Source organism: Rubrivivax gelatinosus (genome assembly GCF_004340905.1).
Classification (GTDB): Bacteria; Pseudomonadota; Gammaproteobacteria; order Burkholderiales; family Burkholderiaceae_C; genus Rubrivivax; species Rubrivivax gelatinosus.
On sequence record NZ_SLXD01000013.1, the window covers coordinates 100,151 to 112,158 of the forward strand.

At 72.0% G+C, this 12,008-nt stretch carries 15 protein-coding genes; 11 read left to right on the forward strand and 4 right to left on the reverse strand.

Going from position 1 to position 12,008, the window contains the following annotated elements:
- The first annotated feature begins 10 nt into the window (after nucleotides 1-10).
- Genes EV684_RS19100 through EV684_RS19115 form a run of 4 tightly spaced genes read left to right on the forward strand, consistent with a single transcriptional unit; the run spans nucleotide 11 to nucleotide 3,751 of the window.
- Nucleotides 11-376 (forward strand): glutaredoxin, encoded by a 366-nt coding sequence (locus tag EV684_RS19100; protein WP_132648880.1) that lies wholly within the window; start codon nucleotides 11-13, stop codon nucleotides 374-376.
- Nucleotides 373-1,818 (forward strand): alpha/beta hydrolase, encoded by a 1,446-nt coding sequence (locus tag EV684_RS19105; protein WP_132648881.1) that lies wholly within the window; start codon nucleotides 373-375, stop codon nucleotides 1,816-1,818. Before EV684_RS19100 ends, EV684_RS19105 begins: the two co-directional genes overlap by 4 nt.
- Nucleotides 1,815-2,579, forward strand: a complete 765-nt coding sequence (locus EV684_RS19110) for an ABC transporter ATP-binding protein (protein ID WP_132648882.1) — start codon at nucleotides 1,815-1,817, stop codon at nucleotides 2,577-2,579. Before EV684_RS19105 ends, EV684_RS19110 begins: the two co-directional genes overlap by 4 nt.
- Nucleotides 2,576-3,751, forward strand: a complete 1,176-nt coding sequence (locus tag EV684_RS19115) for an ABC transporter permease (RefSeq protein WP_132648883.1) — start codon at nucleotides 2,576-2,578, stop codon at nucleotides 3,749-3,751. The genes EV684_RS19110 and EV684_RS19115 overlap by 4 nt, the downstream gene beginning before the upstream one ends.
- Here EV684_RS19115 and EV684_RS19120 read toward each other — a convergent pair whose 3' ends face one another.
- The 3 genes from EV684_RS19120 to EV684_RS19130 form a co-directional block, all read right to left on the reverse strand.
- The gene (locus EV684_RS19120) at nucleotides 3,752-3,943 is read right to left on the reverse strand and encodes a YgaP family membrane protein (RefSeq protein WP_132648884.1); all 192 of its coding nucleotides are present in this window, start codon (nucleotides 3,941-3,943) and stop codon (nucleotides 3,752-3,754) included.
- Between the two features lie 82 nt (nucleotides 3,944-4,025).
- Complete coding sequence (locus EV684_RS19125; RefSeq protein ID WP_132648885.1) at nucleotides 4,026-4,718, reverse strand: Crp/Fnr family transcriptional regulator; 693 nt, start codon at nucleotides 4,716-4,718, stop codon at nucleotides 4,026-4,028.
- Nucleotides 4,715-4,984, reverse strand: a complete 270-nt coding sequence (locus tag EV684_RS19130) for a YkgJ family cysteine cluster protein (RefSeq protein WP_132648886.1) — start codon at nucleotides 4,982-4,984, stop codon at nucleotides 4,715-4,717. Before EV684_RS19130 ends, EV684_RS19125 begins: the two co-directional genes overlap by 4 nt.
- A 91-nt stretch (nucleotides 4,985-5,075) precedes the next feature.
- Here EV684_RS19130 and EV684_RS19135 point away from each other — a divergent pair, with 91 nt between their 5' ends.
- The 5 genes from EV684_RS19135 to EV684_RS19155 all read left to right on the forward strand — a co-directional run bounded on the left by EV684_RS19135 (nucleotide 5,076) and on the right by EV684_RS19155 (nucleotide 9,502).
- Nucleotides 5,076-5,270: a DUF2061 domain-containing protein gene (locus EV684_RS19135; protein ID WP_132648887.1), complete on the forward strand. Its 195-nt coding sequence runs from the start codon at nucleotides 5,076-5,078 to the stop codon at nucleotides 5,268-5,270.
- A 13-nt stretch (nucleotides 5,271-5,283) separates the two neighbouring features.
- Nucleotides 5,284-7,236 (forward strand): tRNA uridine-5-carboxymethylaminomethyl(34) synthesis enzyme MnmG, encoded by a 1,953-nt coding sequence (gene mnmG, locus EV684_RS19140; protein WP_132648888.1) that lies wholly within the window; start codon nucleotides 5,284-5,286, stop codon nucleotides 7,234-7,236.
- On the forward strand, nucleotides 7,233-7,856 hold the full coding sequence (gene rsmG / locus EV684_RS19145) for a 16S rRNA (guanine(527)-N(7))-methyltransferase RsmG (RefSeq protein WP_132648889.1): 624 nt from the start codon (nucleotides 7,233-7,235) through the stop codon (nucleotides 7,854-7,856). The genes mnmG and rsmG overlap by 4 nt, the downstream gene beginning before the upstream one ends.
- A 112-nt stretch (nucleotides 7,857-7,968) precedes the next feature.
- Nucleotides 7,969-8,733 carry a ParA family protein gene (locus EV684_RS19150; RefSeq protein ID WP_310733569.1) on the forward strand — a complete coding sequence of 255 codons (765 nt, stop codon included), beginning with the start codon at nucleotides 7,969-7,971 and terminating at the stop codon, nucleotides 8,731-8,733.
- A complete protein-coding gene (locus tag EV684_RS19155; RefSeq protein ID WP_132648890.1) occupies nucleotides 8,726-9,502 on the forward strand; it encodes a GNAT family N-acetyltransferase in 777 nt (258 codons plus the stop codon). Before EV684_RS19150 ends, EV684_RS19155 begins: the two co-directional genes overlap by 8 nt.
- A 45-nt stretch (nucleotides 9,503-9,547) precedes the next feature.
- Here EV684_RS19155 and argC read toward each other — a convergent pair whose 3' ends face one another.
- Nucleotides 9,548-10,486, reverse strand: a complete 939-nt coding sequence (gene argC, locus EV684_RS19160) for an N-acetyl-gamma-glutamyl-phosphate reductase (protein WP_132648891.1) — start codon at nucleotides 10,484-10,486, stop codon at nucleotides 9,548-9,550.
- A gap of 54 nt (nucleotides 10,487-10,540) precedes the next feature.
- On the opposite strand from argC, the gene EV684_RS19165 reads away from it, so the two are divergent.
- Nucleotides 10,541-11,092 carry an RBBP9/YdeN family alpha/beta hydrolase gene (locus tag EV684_RS19165; protein WP_132648892.1) on the forward strand — a complete coding sequence of 184 codons (552 nt, stop codon included), beginning with the start codon at nucleotides 10,541-10,543 and terminating at the stop codon, nucleotides 11,090-11,092.
- Between the two features lie 11 nt (nucleotides 11,093-11,103).
- Nucleotides 11,104-11,988, forward strand: a complete 885-nt coding sequence (locus EV684_RS19170) for a ParB/RepB/Spo0J family partition protein (RefSeq protein WP_132648893.1) — start codon at nucleotides 11,104-11,106, stop codon at nucleotides 11,986-11,988.
- Nucleotides 11,989-12,008: the final 20 nt, after the last annotated feature.

Below are 12,008 nucleotides of genomic sequence, written 5' to 3' on the forward strand. Positions count from 1 at the left end.
CTCGCCGCCCATGCCGCGCGCCATCCTCGACGACGAGCACCTGCACCCCGCGATCCGCGACCGTGTCGCGGCCCACCACGCCGACCTCGTCGACGAGGTGCGCCGGGCGGTCGCCACCCATGCGGTGGTCGTCGTCGGCATGGGCTGGAACCCGTTCCCGCGCAAGGCGCGGCGCCTGCTCGACGCCGCCGGCATCGCCCACCACGACCTGGACTACGGCCACTACCTCGGCCAGTGGCGGCGACGCAATGCGCTGAAGATGTGGACCGGCTGGCCGACCTTCCCGATGGTCTTCGTGCGCGGCGTGCTCGTCGGCGGCCACGACGATCTGAAGCGCCTGCACGACAGCGGCGAACTGCGCCGGATGCTGGCGTGAGCGGCCGCGTGCTGCGACGCGCGGCGGCGCTGGCCAGCTTCGTGCTGGCCGCGCCCGCCTGGGCCGCCACCCAGCCCTGCCGCCTGCCCGGCGTCGAACACGAGGCCCGCTGCGGCATCGTCAAACGCGCCCTGGACCCGGCGCGACCGGACGGCCCGGCGGTCGACGTCCACTACGCCGTGCTGCCCGCGGTGGCGCGCCGGCCCAAACCCGATCCGGTGCTGTTTCTCGCCGGCGGCCCGGGGCAGGGCGCGATCGACATCGCCGGAGCGGTGCAGCGCCTGATGGGACGCCTGGGCAGCCGGCGCGACATCGTGCTCGTCGACCTGCGCGGCAGCGGCCGCAGCGCGCCGCTGGACTGCGCCGAGAGCGACCCGCTGGGCCCGCTGGCCGCCGGCGCCGACCCGGCGCAGCGCCTCGCGGCGCTGCAGCGCTGCCGCGAACGGCTGCAGCAGCTGCCCTACGGCGACCTGCGTCTGTTCACGACGACGCTGGCGGTGCAGGACGTCGACGCGGTGCGGCGCGCCGTTGGCGCCGAGCGCATCGACCTCGTCGGCGTCTCCTACGGCACGCGCGCGGCGCTGGAGTACCAGCGCCAGTTCCCGCAGGCGGTGCGCCGGCTGGTGCTCGACGGCGTCGCGCCGCCGGACATGGTGCTGCCGGCGGCGGTGTCGGTCGACGCCCAGGCGGCGCTGGACGGCCTGCTCGACGCCTGCGAGCTGGACGCCGCCTGCCGCGCGCGGTTCCCGACGCTGCGCGCCAGCTGGAGCACGCTGCTCGCGTCGCTGCCGCGCGAGGTGGAGCTCACGCACCCGTTCACCGGCCGGCGCGAGACGCTGGCGGTGTCGCGTGAACTCGTCGCCAGCCTGGTGCGACAGGCGCTGTACCTGCCGGCCTGGACCTCGGCGCTGCCGGCGGCGATCGCCGAGGCCGCGGCCGGACGTTTCGACGGCCTGTTCGCGCTGGCCGCCAGCGGCCTGGACATGCGCGGGCGCGGCATCGCGCAGGCGCTGCACTTCTCGGTGATCTGCGCCGAGGACGCGCCGCGTGCGGCCTCGGGCGAAGCGCCGGGGCGCGACTTCGGCAGCACCTTCGCCGACGAATACGCCGCGGCCTGCCGCGACTGGCCTCGTGGCGAGGTGCCGCCGGCCTTCTACCGCGTCGGCCGCAGCCCGGTGCCGGCGCTGCTGCTGTCCGGCGGCGCCGACCCGGTGACGCCGCCTCGCCACGGCGCCCGAACGGCCGCGGCGCTGGGGCCGAAGGCGCGTCACGTCGTCGTGCCCGGCGCCGGCCACGGCGTGCTGGCCGTGGGCTGCATCCGCGACGCGGTGTTCCGCTTCATCGACGCCGAGACCGAGGCCGACGCGCTGGCGGTCGACTTCGGCTGTGCCGCGACGCTGCCGCGGCCGGCCGTCTTCGTGCCGCCGGGAGGGCCGCGATGATCGAGGTGCGTGGGCTGCGCAAACGTTTCGTGCAGGGCCGCGGCAAGGCCGCGCGCAGCGTGCAGGCCGTCGACGGCGTCGAGTTCCGCGCCGACGACGGCCGCATCACCGGCCTGCTGGGCCCCAACGGCGCCGGCAAGACGACGACGCTGCGCATCCTGTCCGGGCTGATCCCGGCCGACGAAGGCGTGGCCGAGGTCGACGGCATCGACGTCGCGACGCGCACGCGCGAGGCCCAGTCGCGCCTGGGCGTGCTCGGCGACTCGCGCGGCCTGTACCCGCGGCTGACGGCGCGCGAGAACATCGCCTACTACGGCCGGCTGCACGGCCTGGACGCGGCGGCTGCCGACGCGCGCGCCCAGACCCTGGCCACGCTGCTGGAGATGCAGCCGCTGCTGGACCGCCGCACCGACGGCTTCAGCCAGGGCGAACGCATGAAGACCGCGCTGGCGCGCGCGCTGGTGCATGACCCGGCGAACATCGTGCTCGACGAACCCACCAACGGCCTGGACGTGCTGGCCACGCGGGCGCTGCGCGACACGCTGCGCCGGCTGCGCGACGAGACCGGCAAGTGCATCGTCTTCTCGACGCACGTGATGCAGGAGGTCGAACGCCTGTGCGACCGCGTCGTCGTCGTCGCGCATGGCCGTGTGGTCGCCGACGGCAGCGTCGACGAGCTGCGCGAACGCGCCGGCACCGCCGATTTCGAGGAAGCCTTCGTGCGACTGGCCTTCGGCGCCGAGGCGCAGGCGGCACGATGAGCGCACTGCTGAAGTCCACCTGGACCGTGTTCCGCAAGGAGCTGGTCGACGCGCTGCGCGACCGGCGCACGCTGCTCACCGTGCTGCTGAGTTCGGTGGCGATGGGGCCGCTGGTGCTGGTGCTGCTGTCGGTGCTGGTGTCGTCGATGGAGGAGCGCGCCGAGGCGCGCGAGCTGCTGGTGCGCGACATCGCCGCGGCGCCGACGCTGCGCAACTACGTCGAGCGCCAGGCCTGGACGCTGAAGGAGGCGCCGCCCGACTACGAGGCGCAGCTGCGTGCGCGCACGCTGGGCGACCCGGTGCTCGTCGTGCCGCAGGACTTCGAGAAGCGCCTGGCGCGCGGCGAGCCGGTCGAGCTGGAACTGGTGGCCGACAGCGCGAACACCCGCTCGGCCGTCGGCAGCCGGCGTGTCGAGCGCCTGGTCGAAGGTTTCGTGCAGGAGCAGGCCTCGCTGCGGCTGGCGCTGCGCGGCGTCGCGCCGCAGCTCGTGCAGGTGGCGCGGGTCGAGAACCGCGACCTGGCCGACCCCGCTTCGCGCGCGGCGCAGCTGCTGGGCATGCTGCCGTTCTTCGTGCTGATGGCCGTGGTCTACGGCGCGCTGAACGCGGCGCTGGACACCACGGCCGGCGAACGCGAGCGCGGCTCGCTGGAGCCGCTGTTGTGCAACCCGGCGCCGCGCTGGGCGCTGGTGCTGGGCAAGTGGGGCGCGGTGGCCGCGGTGGGCGTGGCGATCGCGGTGCTCAGCGCCGCGAGTTTCCTGCCCGGCCAATGGCTGTTGCGCAACGACGCGCTGGCGGCGCTGTTCCGCTATGGCGCCTACGAGGCCGGTGCCTTCGTCATGCTGCTGCTGCCGCTGGCCGCCGCGGTGGCCGCGGTGCTGATGGCCGTGGCCATCCGCTGCCGCAGCTTCAAGGAGGCGCAGGCGAGCTCGACGGTCGTCGTGCTCGCCGTGTCGCTGGCGCCGCTGGTCTCGGTGTTCAACCAGGAAGGCGACGCGGCCTGGTTCACCTGGGTGCCGGCGCTGGGCCAGGTGACGCTGATGAACCGCGTGCTGCGCGGCGAGACGCTGGACGCGGCGGCGCTGTTGCCGCCGGTGCTGGTCTGCGCCGCGCTCAGCGCCGTGGCGCTGGCCTACGTGGCGCGCACGCTGCGCAGCGCGGCGCTGAAATGATCAGCGCTTGACCGGGCAGGTGCTGAAGCCGAACAGCGGGTACAGCGGGCAGAAGCCGACGGCGCCGGTGAGCAGCGGCACGACGCCGACCCAGCCCCAGACGCCGATGAACCCGGCGAGCGTCATGCCGATCAGCGCCAGGCCGAGGACGATGCGGAGAACGCGGTCGATGCCGCCGACGTTGGATTTCATGGCTCACTCCTGACGATGTGACGGCGGGAATGCCGTGAGTCGAAGTGTGCGCGGGGGCGTGGCGCAGCGTCGGTGACTGCGGTCACACGGGGCGGGGTGCTTCTCCTGCGGCCAGCGTGCGCAGCGCGGTGCTGTCGAGCACGTCGATGCGCTCGCGGCCGACGGCGATCCAGCCCTGGCGCTCGAAGCGCTTGAGCAGCCGGCTGACGATCTCGCGCACCGTGCCCAGCTCGTCGGCCAGGCTCTGGTGCGTGGCGCGCAGCACCGCGCCGCGGCCCAGCAGCGCGGCGGCCAGGCGCTGGTCCAGGCGCTGGAAGGCCACGGCCTCGGCCAGCGCCATCAGGTCGGCCAGGCGGTCGGCGAAGATGCCGAAGACGTACTGGCGGAACGGCGCGTGCGTGCACCAGCGCTCGAAGCCGGCCGGGTTCAGCAGCACGAGTTCGGTGTCTTCGGCGGCGACGCCGTGTGCGCTCATGGCCGCGTGGCCGAACAGGCACGAGGCCGAGACGACACAGAGTTCGCCCGGCGTCACGCGGTACAGCTCCAGCGAACGCCCGCCCGGCGAGCCGCGGGCGACACGCACCGCGCCGGCCAGCACCATCGGGAAGCCGCCGCAGGGCGCGCCTTCGTCGAACAGCAGCATGCCGGTGGGTGCCTTCAGGTGCATCGCGTCGCGCGCGAGCACGGCTTGCGCTTCCCCCGCGGGCAGCGCGGCGAGCATCGGGTAGTGCGCGAGCAGGCGCTCGTGCAGCGAGGGGGCGGCGGCAGGGTTCACGTCGGCGAGGTCGCGGTTTCGAGGCGGGTGAGCCAGGCCAGGGCGTGGCCGCGCGACGTGCCGCACATCTCGTCGGAGGGGTCGAGCCCGCCGCAGACGGCCGGGCGCTCGGGGCGGCCGAAGAGCCTGCAGCGGTCGGCCTCGTCGAGCTGGATGCAGCGCACGCCGGCGGGTTTGCCGTCGGGCATGCCGGGAATCGCGCTGCTGATCGACGGCGCGATGCAGCAGGCGGCGCAGCGTTCGCGGCAGGGCAGGGGCTCGGGCATGGGGCGCATGCTATCGCGGTGATGCCGACAATCGATCCCGTGGCGGGCGGCGGGTCTTCAGAATGAGAGCCATTCTCAAATGGAGCCCGACATGGCCAAGTCCGCCGCCTTCGGTGTCCTGCACGTGGGCATCTCGTTCACCATCGGCTACCTGCTCACCGGCAGCATCGCGATCGCCGGGGCGATCACCTTGATCGAGCCGGTGGCCAACACGATCGCGCACTACTTCTTCGATCGCTGGTGGGATCGTCGCCGTGAAGCCGCCCGGGTGAGCGTGGCCTCGTAAAATCCGCGGCCTCATGCTGCATCCCCAAGCGTTCGACGTCATCGTCGTCGGCGGCGGTCACGCCGGAACGGAAGCTGCGCTCGCTGCCGCCCGCATGGGCTGCACGACGCTGCTCTTGACCCACAACATCGAGACGCTGGGGCAGATGAGCTGCAACCCGTCGATCGGTGGCATCGGCAAAGGCCATCTCGTCAAGGAGGTCGACGCGCTCGGCGGCGCGATGGCCGAGGCCACCGACGAGTCGGGCATCCAGTTCCGCATCCTCAACGGCAGCAAGGGCCCGGCGGTGCGCGCCACACGCGCCCAGGCCGACCGCGTGCTCTACAAGGCTGCGATCCGGCGCCGGCTGGAGAACCAGCCGAACCTCTGGCTGTTCCAGCAGGCCTGCGACGACCTGATCGTCGAAGGCGACCGCGTCACCGGCGTCGTCACCCAGATCGGCCTGCGTTTCAACGCCCGCGCCGTCGTGCTGACCGCCGGCACCTTTCTCGACGGGCGGGTGCACGTCGGGCTGGAGAACTACCGCGCCGGCCGCGCCGGCGACCCGGCGGCGACGACGCTGTCGGGCCGGCTGAAGGAGCTGAAGCTGCCGCAGGGCCGGCTGAAGACCGGTACGCCGCCGCGCATCGACGGCCGCTCGATCGACTTCTCGCGCCTGGAAGAACAGCCCGGTGACCTCGACCCGGTGCCGGTGTTCGGTTTCCTCGGCACGCCCGAGATGCACCCGCGCCAGCTGCCGTGCTGGATCACGCACACCAACGAGCGCACGCACGAGATCATCCGCAGCGGCTTCGACCGCAGCCCGATGTTCACCGGCATCATCGAAGGCGTCGGCCCGCGCTACTGCCCGAGCATCGAAGACAAGATCAACCGCTTCGCCGACAAGAGCTCGCACCAGATCTTCCTCGAGCCCGAGGGCCTGACGACGCACGAGTTCTATCCGAACGGCGTGTCGACTTCGCTGCCCTTCGACGTCCAGCTCGGCGCGATCCGTTCGATGCCGGGCCTGGAGAACGCGCACATCCTGCGCCCCGGCTACGCGATCGAGTACGACTACTTCGACCCGCGTGAACTGAAGCCCAGCTTCGAGACCCAGGCCATCGGCGGGCTGTTCTTCGCCGGCCAGATCAACGGCACGACCGGCTACGAGGAGGCTGCGGCGCAAGGCCTGTTCGCCGGCGCCAACGCCGCGCTGCAGGCCCAGGGCCGCGAGCCCTGGACGCCGCGGCGCGACCAGGCTTACCTGGGCGTGCTCGTCGACGACCTGGTCACCAAGGGCATCACCGAGCCCTACCGCATGTTCACCAGCCGCGCCGAGTACCGGCTGCAGCTGCGCGAGGACAACGCCGACCTGCGGCTGACGGCGATCGGCCGCGAGCTGGGCCTCGTCGGCGACGCGCGCTGGGACGCCTTCTGCCGCAAGCGCGAGCGCCTGGAGCGCGAGCAGCAGCGCCTGAAGAGCACCTGGGTGCGGCCGGCGACGCTGGCCGCGGCCGACGCCGAACGTTTTATCGGCAAGGCGCTGGAGCACGAGTACAACCTGGCCGACCTGCTGCGCCGGCCGGGTGTCGATTTCGATGCAGTCTGGGGCGCGGCCGCTGCGGCCGGTGTTCCCGACGCTGTTTCACGTGGAACATTGCAGGCCGAGTACGGCGCTCGCGAAGCCGACGCGGTGATCGAGCAAGCCGAGATCACGATCAAGTACGCCGGCTACATCGACAAGCAGGTCGACGAGGTGCAGCGTGCCGCGCACTACGAGCAGATGAAGCTGCCCGAGGACCTGGACTACGCCCAGGTCACCGCGCTGTCCTTCGAGGTGCGCCAGAAGCTGGCGCGCCACCGGCCCGAGACGCTGGGCCAGGCCTCGCGCATCTCCGGCGTGACGCCGGCGGCGATCTCGCTGCTGCTGGTGCACCTGAAGAAGGGGCGCTTCAAGGGCTTCACCGCCGACGAGGCCACGGCATGACGGCTGCGACACCGGCCGCGGTCTGCGCGGCGCTGGGGCTGGAGCTCACGCCCGCCCAGGTCGAAGCCTTGGAGCGTTACCTGGCGCTGCTGCAGCGCTGGAACGCCACCTACAACCTGACGGCGGTGCGCGACCCGGCGCAGATGCTGACCCAGCACCTGGCCGACTGCCTGGCGGTCGTGAAGCCGCTCGCGGCACGTCTGCCGGCCGGGCGTGTGCTCGACGTCGGCAGCGGCGGCGGCCTGCCCGGTGTCGTGCTGTCGATCCTGGGTTGGGACGTGACCTGCGTCGACACCGTCGGCAAGAAGGCGGCGTTCATCCGCCAGGCTGCGGCCGAGTTGCGGTTGTCACGGCTGCAGGCGGCGCACTCGCGGGTCGAGCAGCTGAAGGCGCCGCCCTTCGACGTCGTCACATCCCGCGCTTTCTCGTCGCTGGCCGACTTCGTCACGCTGACCTCGTCGCTGCTGAAACCCGACGGGTGCTGGATGGCGATGAAGGGCAGGGTGCCGGACGACGAGATCGCCGCGCTGCCGGCCGGCGCCGAGGTGTTCCACGTGGAACAGCTCAGCGTGCCGGGCCTGGACGCGCAGCGCTGCCTGGTGTGGATGCGAAAAGCCTGATGGCCTGCGGCGCTGTGGCGCCGATTCTGCGCTACGCTCGGCCGCCCTTCGTGGTCGCCACCGGCGGCCGCGACCGCGCGACATCCCCTCCCGAATCCCGCGCCCAGGCGCGATGAGCATGCGCATTTTCTGTATTGCCAATCAGAAAGGCGGCGTCGGCAAGACGACGACCACCGTCAACCTTGCCGCCGGCCTGGCCCAGGTCGGCCAGCGCGTGCTGGTCGTCGACCTCGACCCGCAGGGCAATGCGACGATGGGCTCGGGCGTCGACAAGCGGTCGTTGCCGCTGTCGGTCTACGACGTGCTGCTGGAGAGTGCGACGGTCGCCGAGGCCTGCCAGCGGGGTGTCGCAGGCTACGATGTGCTGGGGGCAAACCGCGAACTGGCCGGTGCCGAGGTCGAACTCGTGGAACTCGAGCGCCGCGAGCGACGCTTGAAACATGCCCTGGCCGCGGCGCAGGCCGACTACGACTTCGTGCTGGTGGACTGCCCGCCGTCGCTCAGCCTGCTGACGCTCAACGGTTTGTGCGCGGCGCATGGTGTTGTCGTGCCGATGCAGTGCGAGTACTTCGCGCTCGAAGGCCTGTCGGACCTGGTCAACACGATCAAGCAGGTGCATGCCAACCTGAACCCCGAGCTGAAGCTGATCGGCCTGCTGCGCGTGATGTTCGACCCGCGCATCACGCTGCAGCAGCAGGTGGCCGAACAGCTGAAGTCGCACTTCGGCGACAAGGTCTTCAACACGGTGATCCCGCGCAACGTTCGCCTGGCCGAGGCGCCCAGCTACGGCCAGCCGGGTGTCACTTTCGACCCGTCGAGCAAGGGCGCGCAGGCTTTCGTCGAGTTCGCGCGCGAGATGGTGGCCCGGCTTGCTTGAGACGCTGACCGCCCGTGCCGAAGACGCCGGCCTGAACGCCGCCGCGCCGCGCGAGCAGCGCTGGATTGATGGCTGGCTGGTGCGTTATTCGCCCGGCAAGGCCAAGCGTGCGCGCTGCATCAACGCCGTGGCCGACGGCCGTCTGTCGCTGGACGAACGCCTGGCGCTGGCGGCTGCGGTCTACCGTGACGCCGGCCTGCCGATGTTCGTGCGCATCACGCCGTTCACGCGCCCGGCGACGCTGGATGCCGAACTGGCGGCGCGTGGCTGGGCGCGCATCGACGACACGCGGGTGATGCTGGCACCCGAACTGGCTCCGGCGCTGCAAGCGCATGCCGGGCTGCCGGCGCCCCAAGGTTTCACGTGGAACATCGTCGACAGCGCGGCCTTCGCCGCGACCGTCGGCGCGCTGCGCGGCTCTCCGCTCGAACAGCGCGAGGCCCACGCGAAACGCCTGGCCGGTGCACCGGTGCCGCACACCGCGCTGACACTGGTGCACGAAGCCGACGGCGCCGTGCTGGCCTGCGGCCAGGTCGCCGTCGAAGCCGATCTGGCCGGGCTGTACGACGTCTTCACGGCGTCCCAAGCCCGCGGCCAGGGCCACGCGGCCCGGCTGTGCCGGCGGCTGCTCGGGCTGGCGATGGAGCAGGGCGCTCGCGCCGGCTATCTGCAAGTGGAAGCCGACAACTCGCCCGCCCGCACGATCTACGGCCGGCTCGGTTTTGCCGACGCCTTCGCCTACCACTACCGCCAGGCGCCCGAGGCCTGAAAAAAAAGCGCCCCGAAGGGCGCCGTTGTCATCAGGGCCGGGGCCTCAGAGCCCCAGGCCTTCGTCCAGCCCCAGGTGCAGGTTCATCGCCTGCACCGCGGCGCCGCTGGCGCCCTTGCCGAGGTTGTCCAGCCGCGCGACCAGCAGCACCTGGCTGTCATTGGCGAAGACGAAGACGTCGATGCGGTTCGTGTCGTTGGCCGCCTGAACGTCGAGGAAACCATGCTCCAGCGTCGCAGCATCACGCAGCGGCATCACGTGGATGAAACGTTCGCCCGCGTAATGCGCCGTGTAGGCGGCGTGGATCGCCTCGGCCGTCACGCCGGGCAGCTGCGCCAGATGCAGCGGCACCGACACCGCCAGACCCTTGTAGAACGGCCCGACCACCGGCACGAACAGCGGCGCGGTGGCCAGCCCGGTGTGAGCCGCCATCTCGGGCAGGTGCTTGTGCGCCAGACCCAGCGCGTAGGGGCGCGGCGCGTCCAGTTCCGGGTTCCCGCCGGCCTGGTACTGCTCGATCATCTTCTTGCCGCCACCGGAGTAGCCGGTGATCGAACTCGCGCTGACCGGCAGCGTCGCCGGCACCAGAGCGGCGTCGACCAGCGGGCGCAGCAGCGCGACGAAGGCCGTCGCGTGGCAGCCCGGGTTGCTGATGCGCTTGGCGGCACGCAGCGCGTCGCGCTGGCCGGGCGCCAGTTCGGGAAAACCGTAGGCCCAGCCCGGCGCGGTGCGGTGCGCGGTGCTGGCGTCGATCAGGCAGGTCTTCGGGTTGGTCACCAGCGCCGCCGCCTCGCGCGCCGCGGCGTCGGGCAGGCAGAGGAAGGCGACGTCCGCGGCGTTGAGCAGGCGCGCGCGTTCGGCGGCGTCCTTGCGCAGGTCCGGCGCGATCTTCAGCAGCTCGATGTCGGGGCGGCTTGCCAGGTACTCGTGGATGCGCAGGCCCGTCGTGCCTTCCTGTCCGTCGACGTAGACCGTGTAGTTCATCTCTGCCTCTCGCGCACAATTCGTGGGGTGAACGGTCGAGGATAAGGCAAGGTGATGACCTTGGACGAACGCGTGCTGGTGCTGCCCGGATGGCTGGGCTCGGGCCCGGAGCACTGGCAAAGCCGTTGGGAGGCGCTGCACGGCTTTCAGCGCGTGCAGCAGTCGGATTGGCAATGGCCGCTGCGCGGGGACTGGATGGCGCAGCTCGAAGAAGCGGTGCTCGCCGCGCCGGGCCGCGTGCGGCTGGCCGCCCACAGCCTGGGCTGCCACCTCGTCGCCGCGTGGGCGGCGCATTCATCGCATGCCGATCGGGTCGCCGGCGCCTTGCTCGTCGCGCCACCCGATCTGGAGCAGCCCGACACGCCGCCGCCGGTGGCCCGCTGGCGGCCCGTCGTGCGCCGGCCGCTCCCGTTTGCCGCGCTCGTGCTCTACAGCGAGGACGATCCCTTCGCCTCGCCGGCGGCGTCTCAGGCGCTTGCCGCCGACTGGGCCGTGCCGGCCGAGAGCCTGGGCGCACGCGGTCATTTGAACGCCGAGTCGGGCCTCGGCGACTGGCCCGAAGGCGTCGCCAGGCTCGCCGCGCTGGGCCGGGTCGCCGCTCGGTGACAATCACGCCCATGGCGACCAAAAAACCGAAGGGGCTGGGCCTGGGCCTCGAAGCGCTGCTGGGCCCCAAAGTCTCCGAAACGCCGGCCGGCGACGGCCAGCCGACGACGCTGCGCCTGGAGCAGCTCGAGCCGGGCCGGTATCAGCCGCGCACGCGCATGGACGAGGGCTCGCTGTACGAGCTGGCCGAGAGCATCAAGGGCCAGGGCGTGATGCAGCCCATCCTCGTGCGCCCGGTGGCCGAAGGCCGCTGGGAGATCATCGCTGGCGAGCGCCGCTTCCGCGCCGCGAAGATCGCCGGGCTCGACCGCGTGCCGGTGCTCGTCAAGCCGGTGCCCGACGAGGCCGCGGCGGTGATGGCGCTGATCGAGAACATCCAGCGCGAAGACCTGAACCCGCTGGAAGAAGCCCAAGGCCTGCGCCGGCTGGTGCAAGAGTTTGGGCTCACTCACGAACAGGCGGCGCAGGCCGTGGGGCGTTCACGCAGCGCCGCCAGCAACCTGCTGCGCCTGCTGAACCTGGCCGAGCCCGTGCAGCAGATGCTGCTGGCCGGCGACCTGGACATGGGCCACGCCCGTGCGCTGCTGGCGCTGGAGGCTGCGCCGCAGGTCATGGCGGCGCACGAGATCGCCTCGCGCAAGCTGAGCGTGCGCGAAGCCGAGAAGCTGGTGCAGCGCCAGTCGCGGCCCGAGCCGACGCCGCGCGAGAAGGCCGCGGCCGGCAAGTCACGCGACGTGCTGAGGCTCGAGGAGCGCCTGGCCGACACGCTGGGCGCCGGCGTCGAGATCCGTCTGCGCGGGCGCGGCAAGAAGCAGTCCGGCGAGCTCGTCATCTCCTTCGGCTCGCTTGACGAACTCAACGGCCTGCTCGAGCGCCTGGGCATCACGCAAGAGTAGAAGCCCGGCGCACCGCCAAG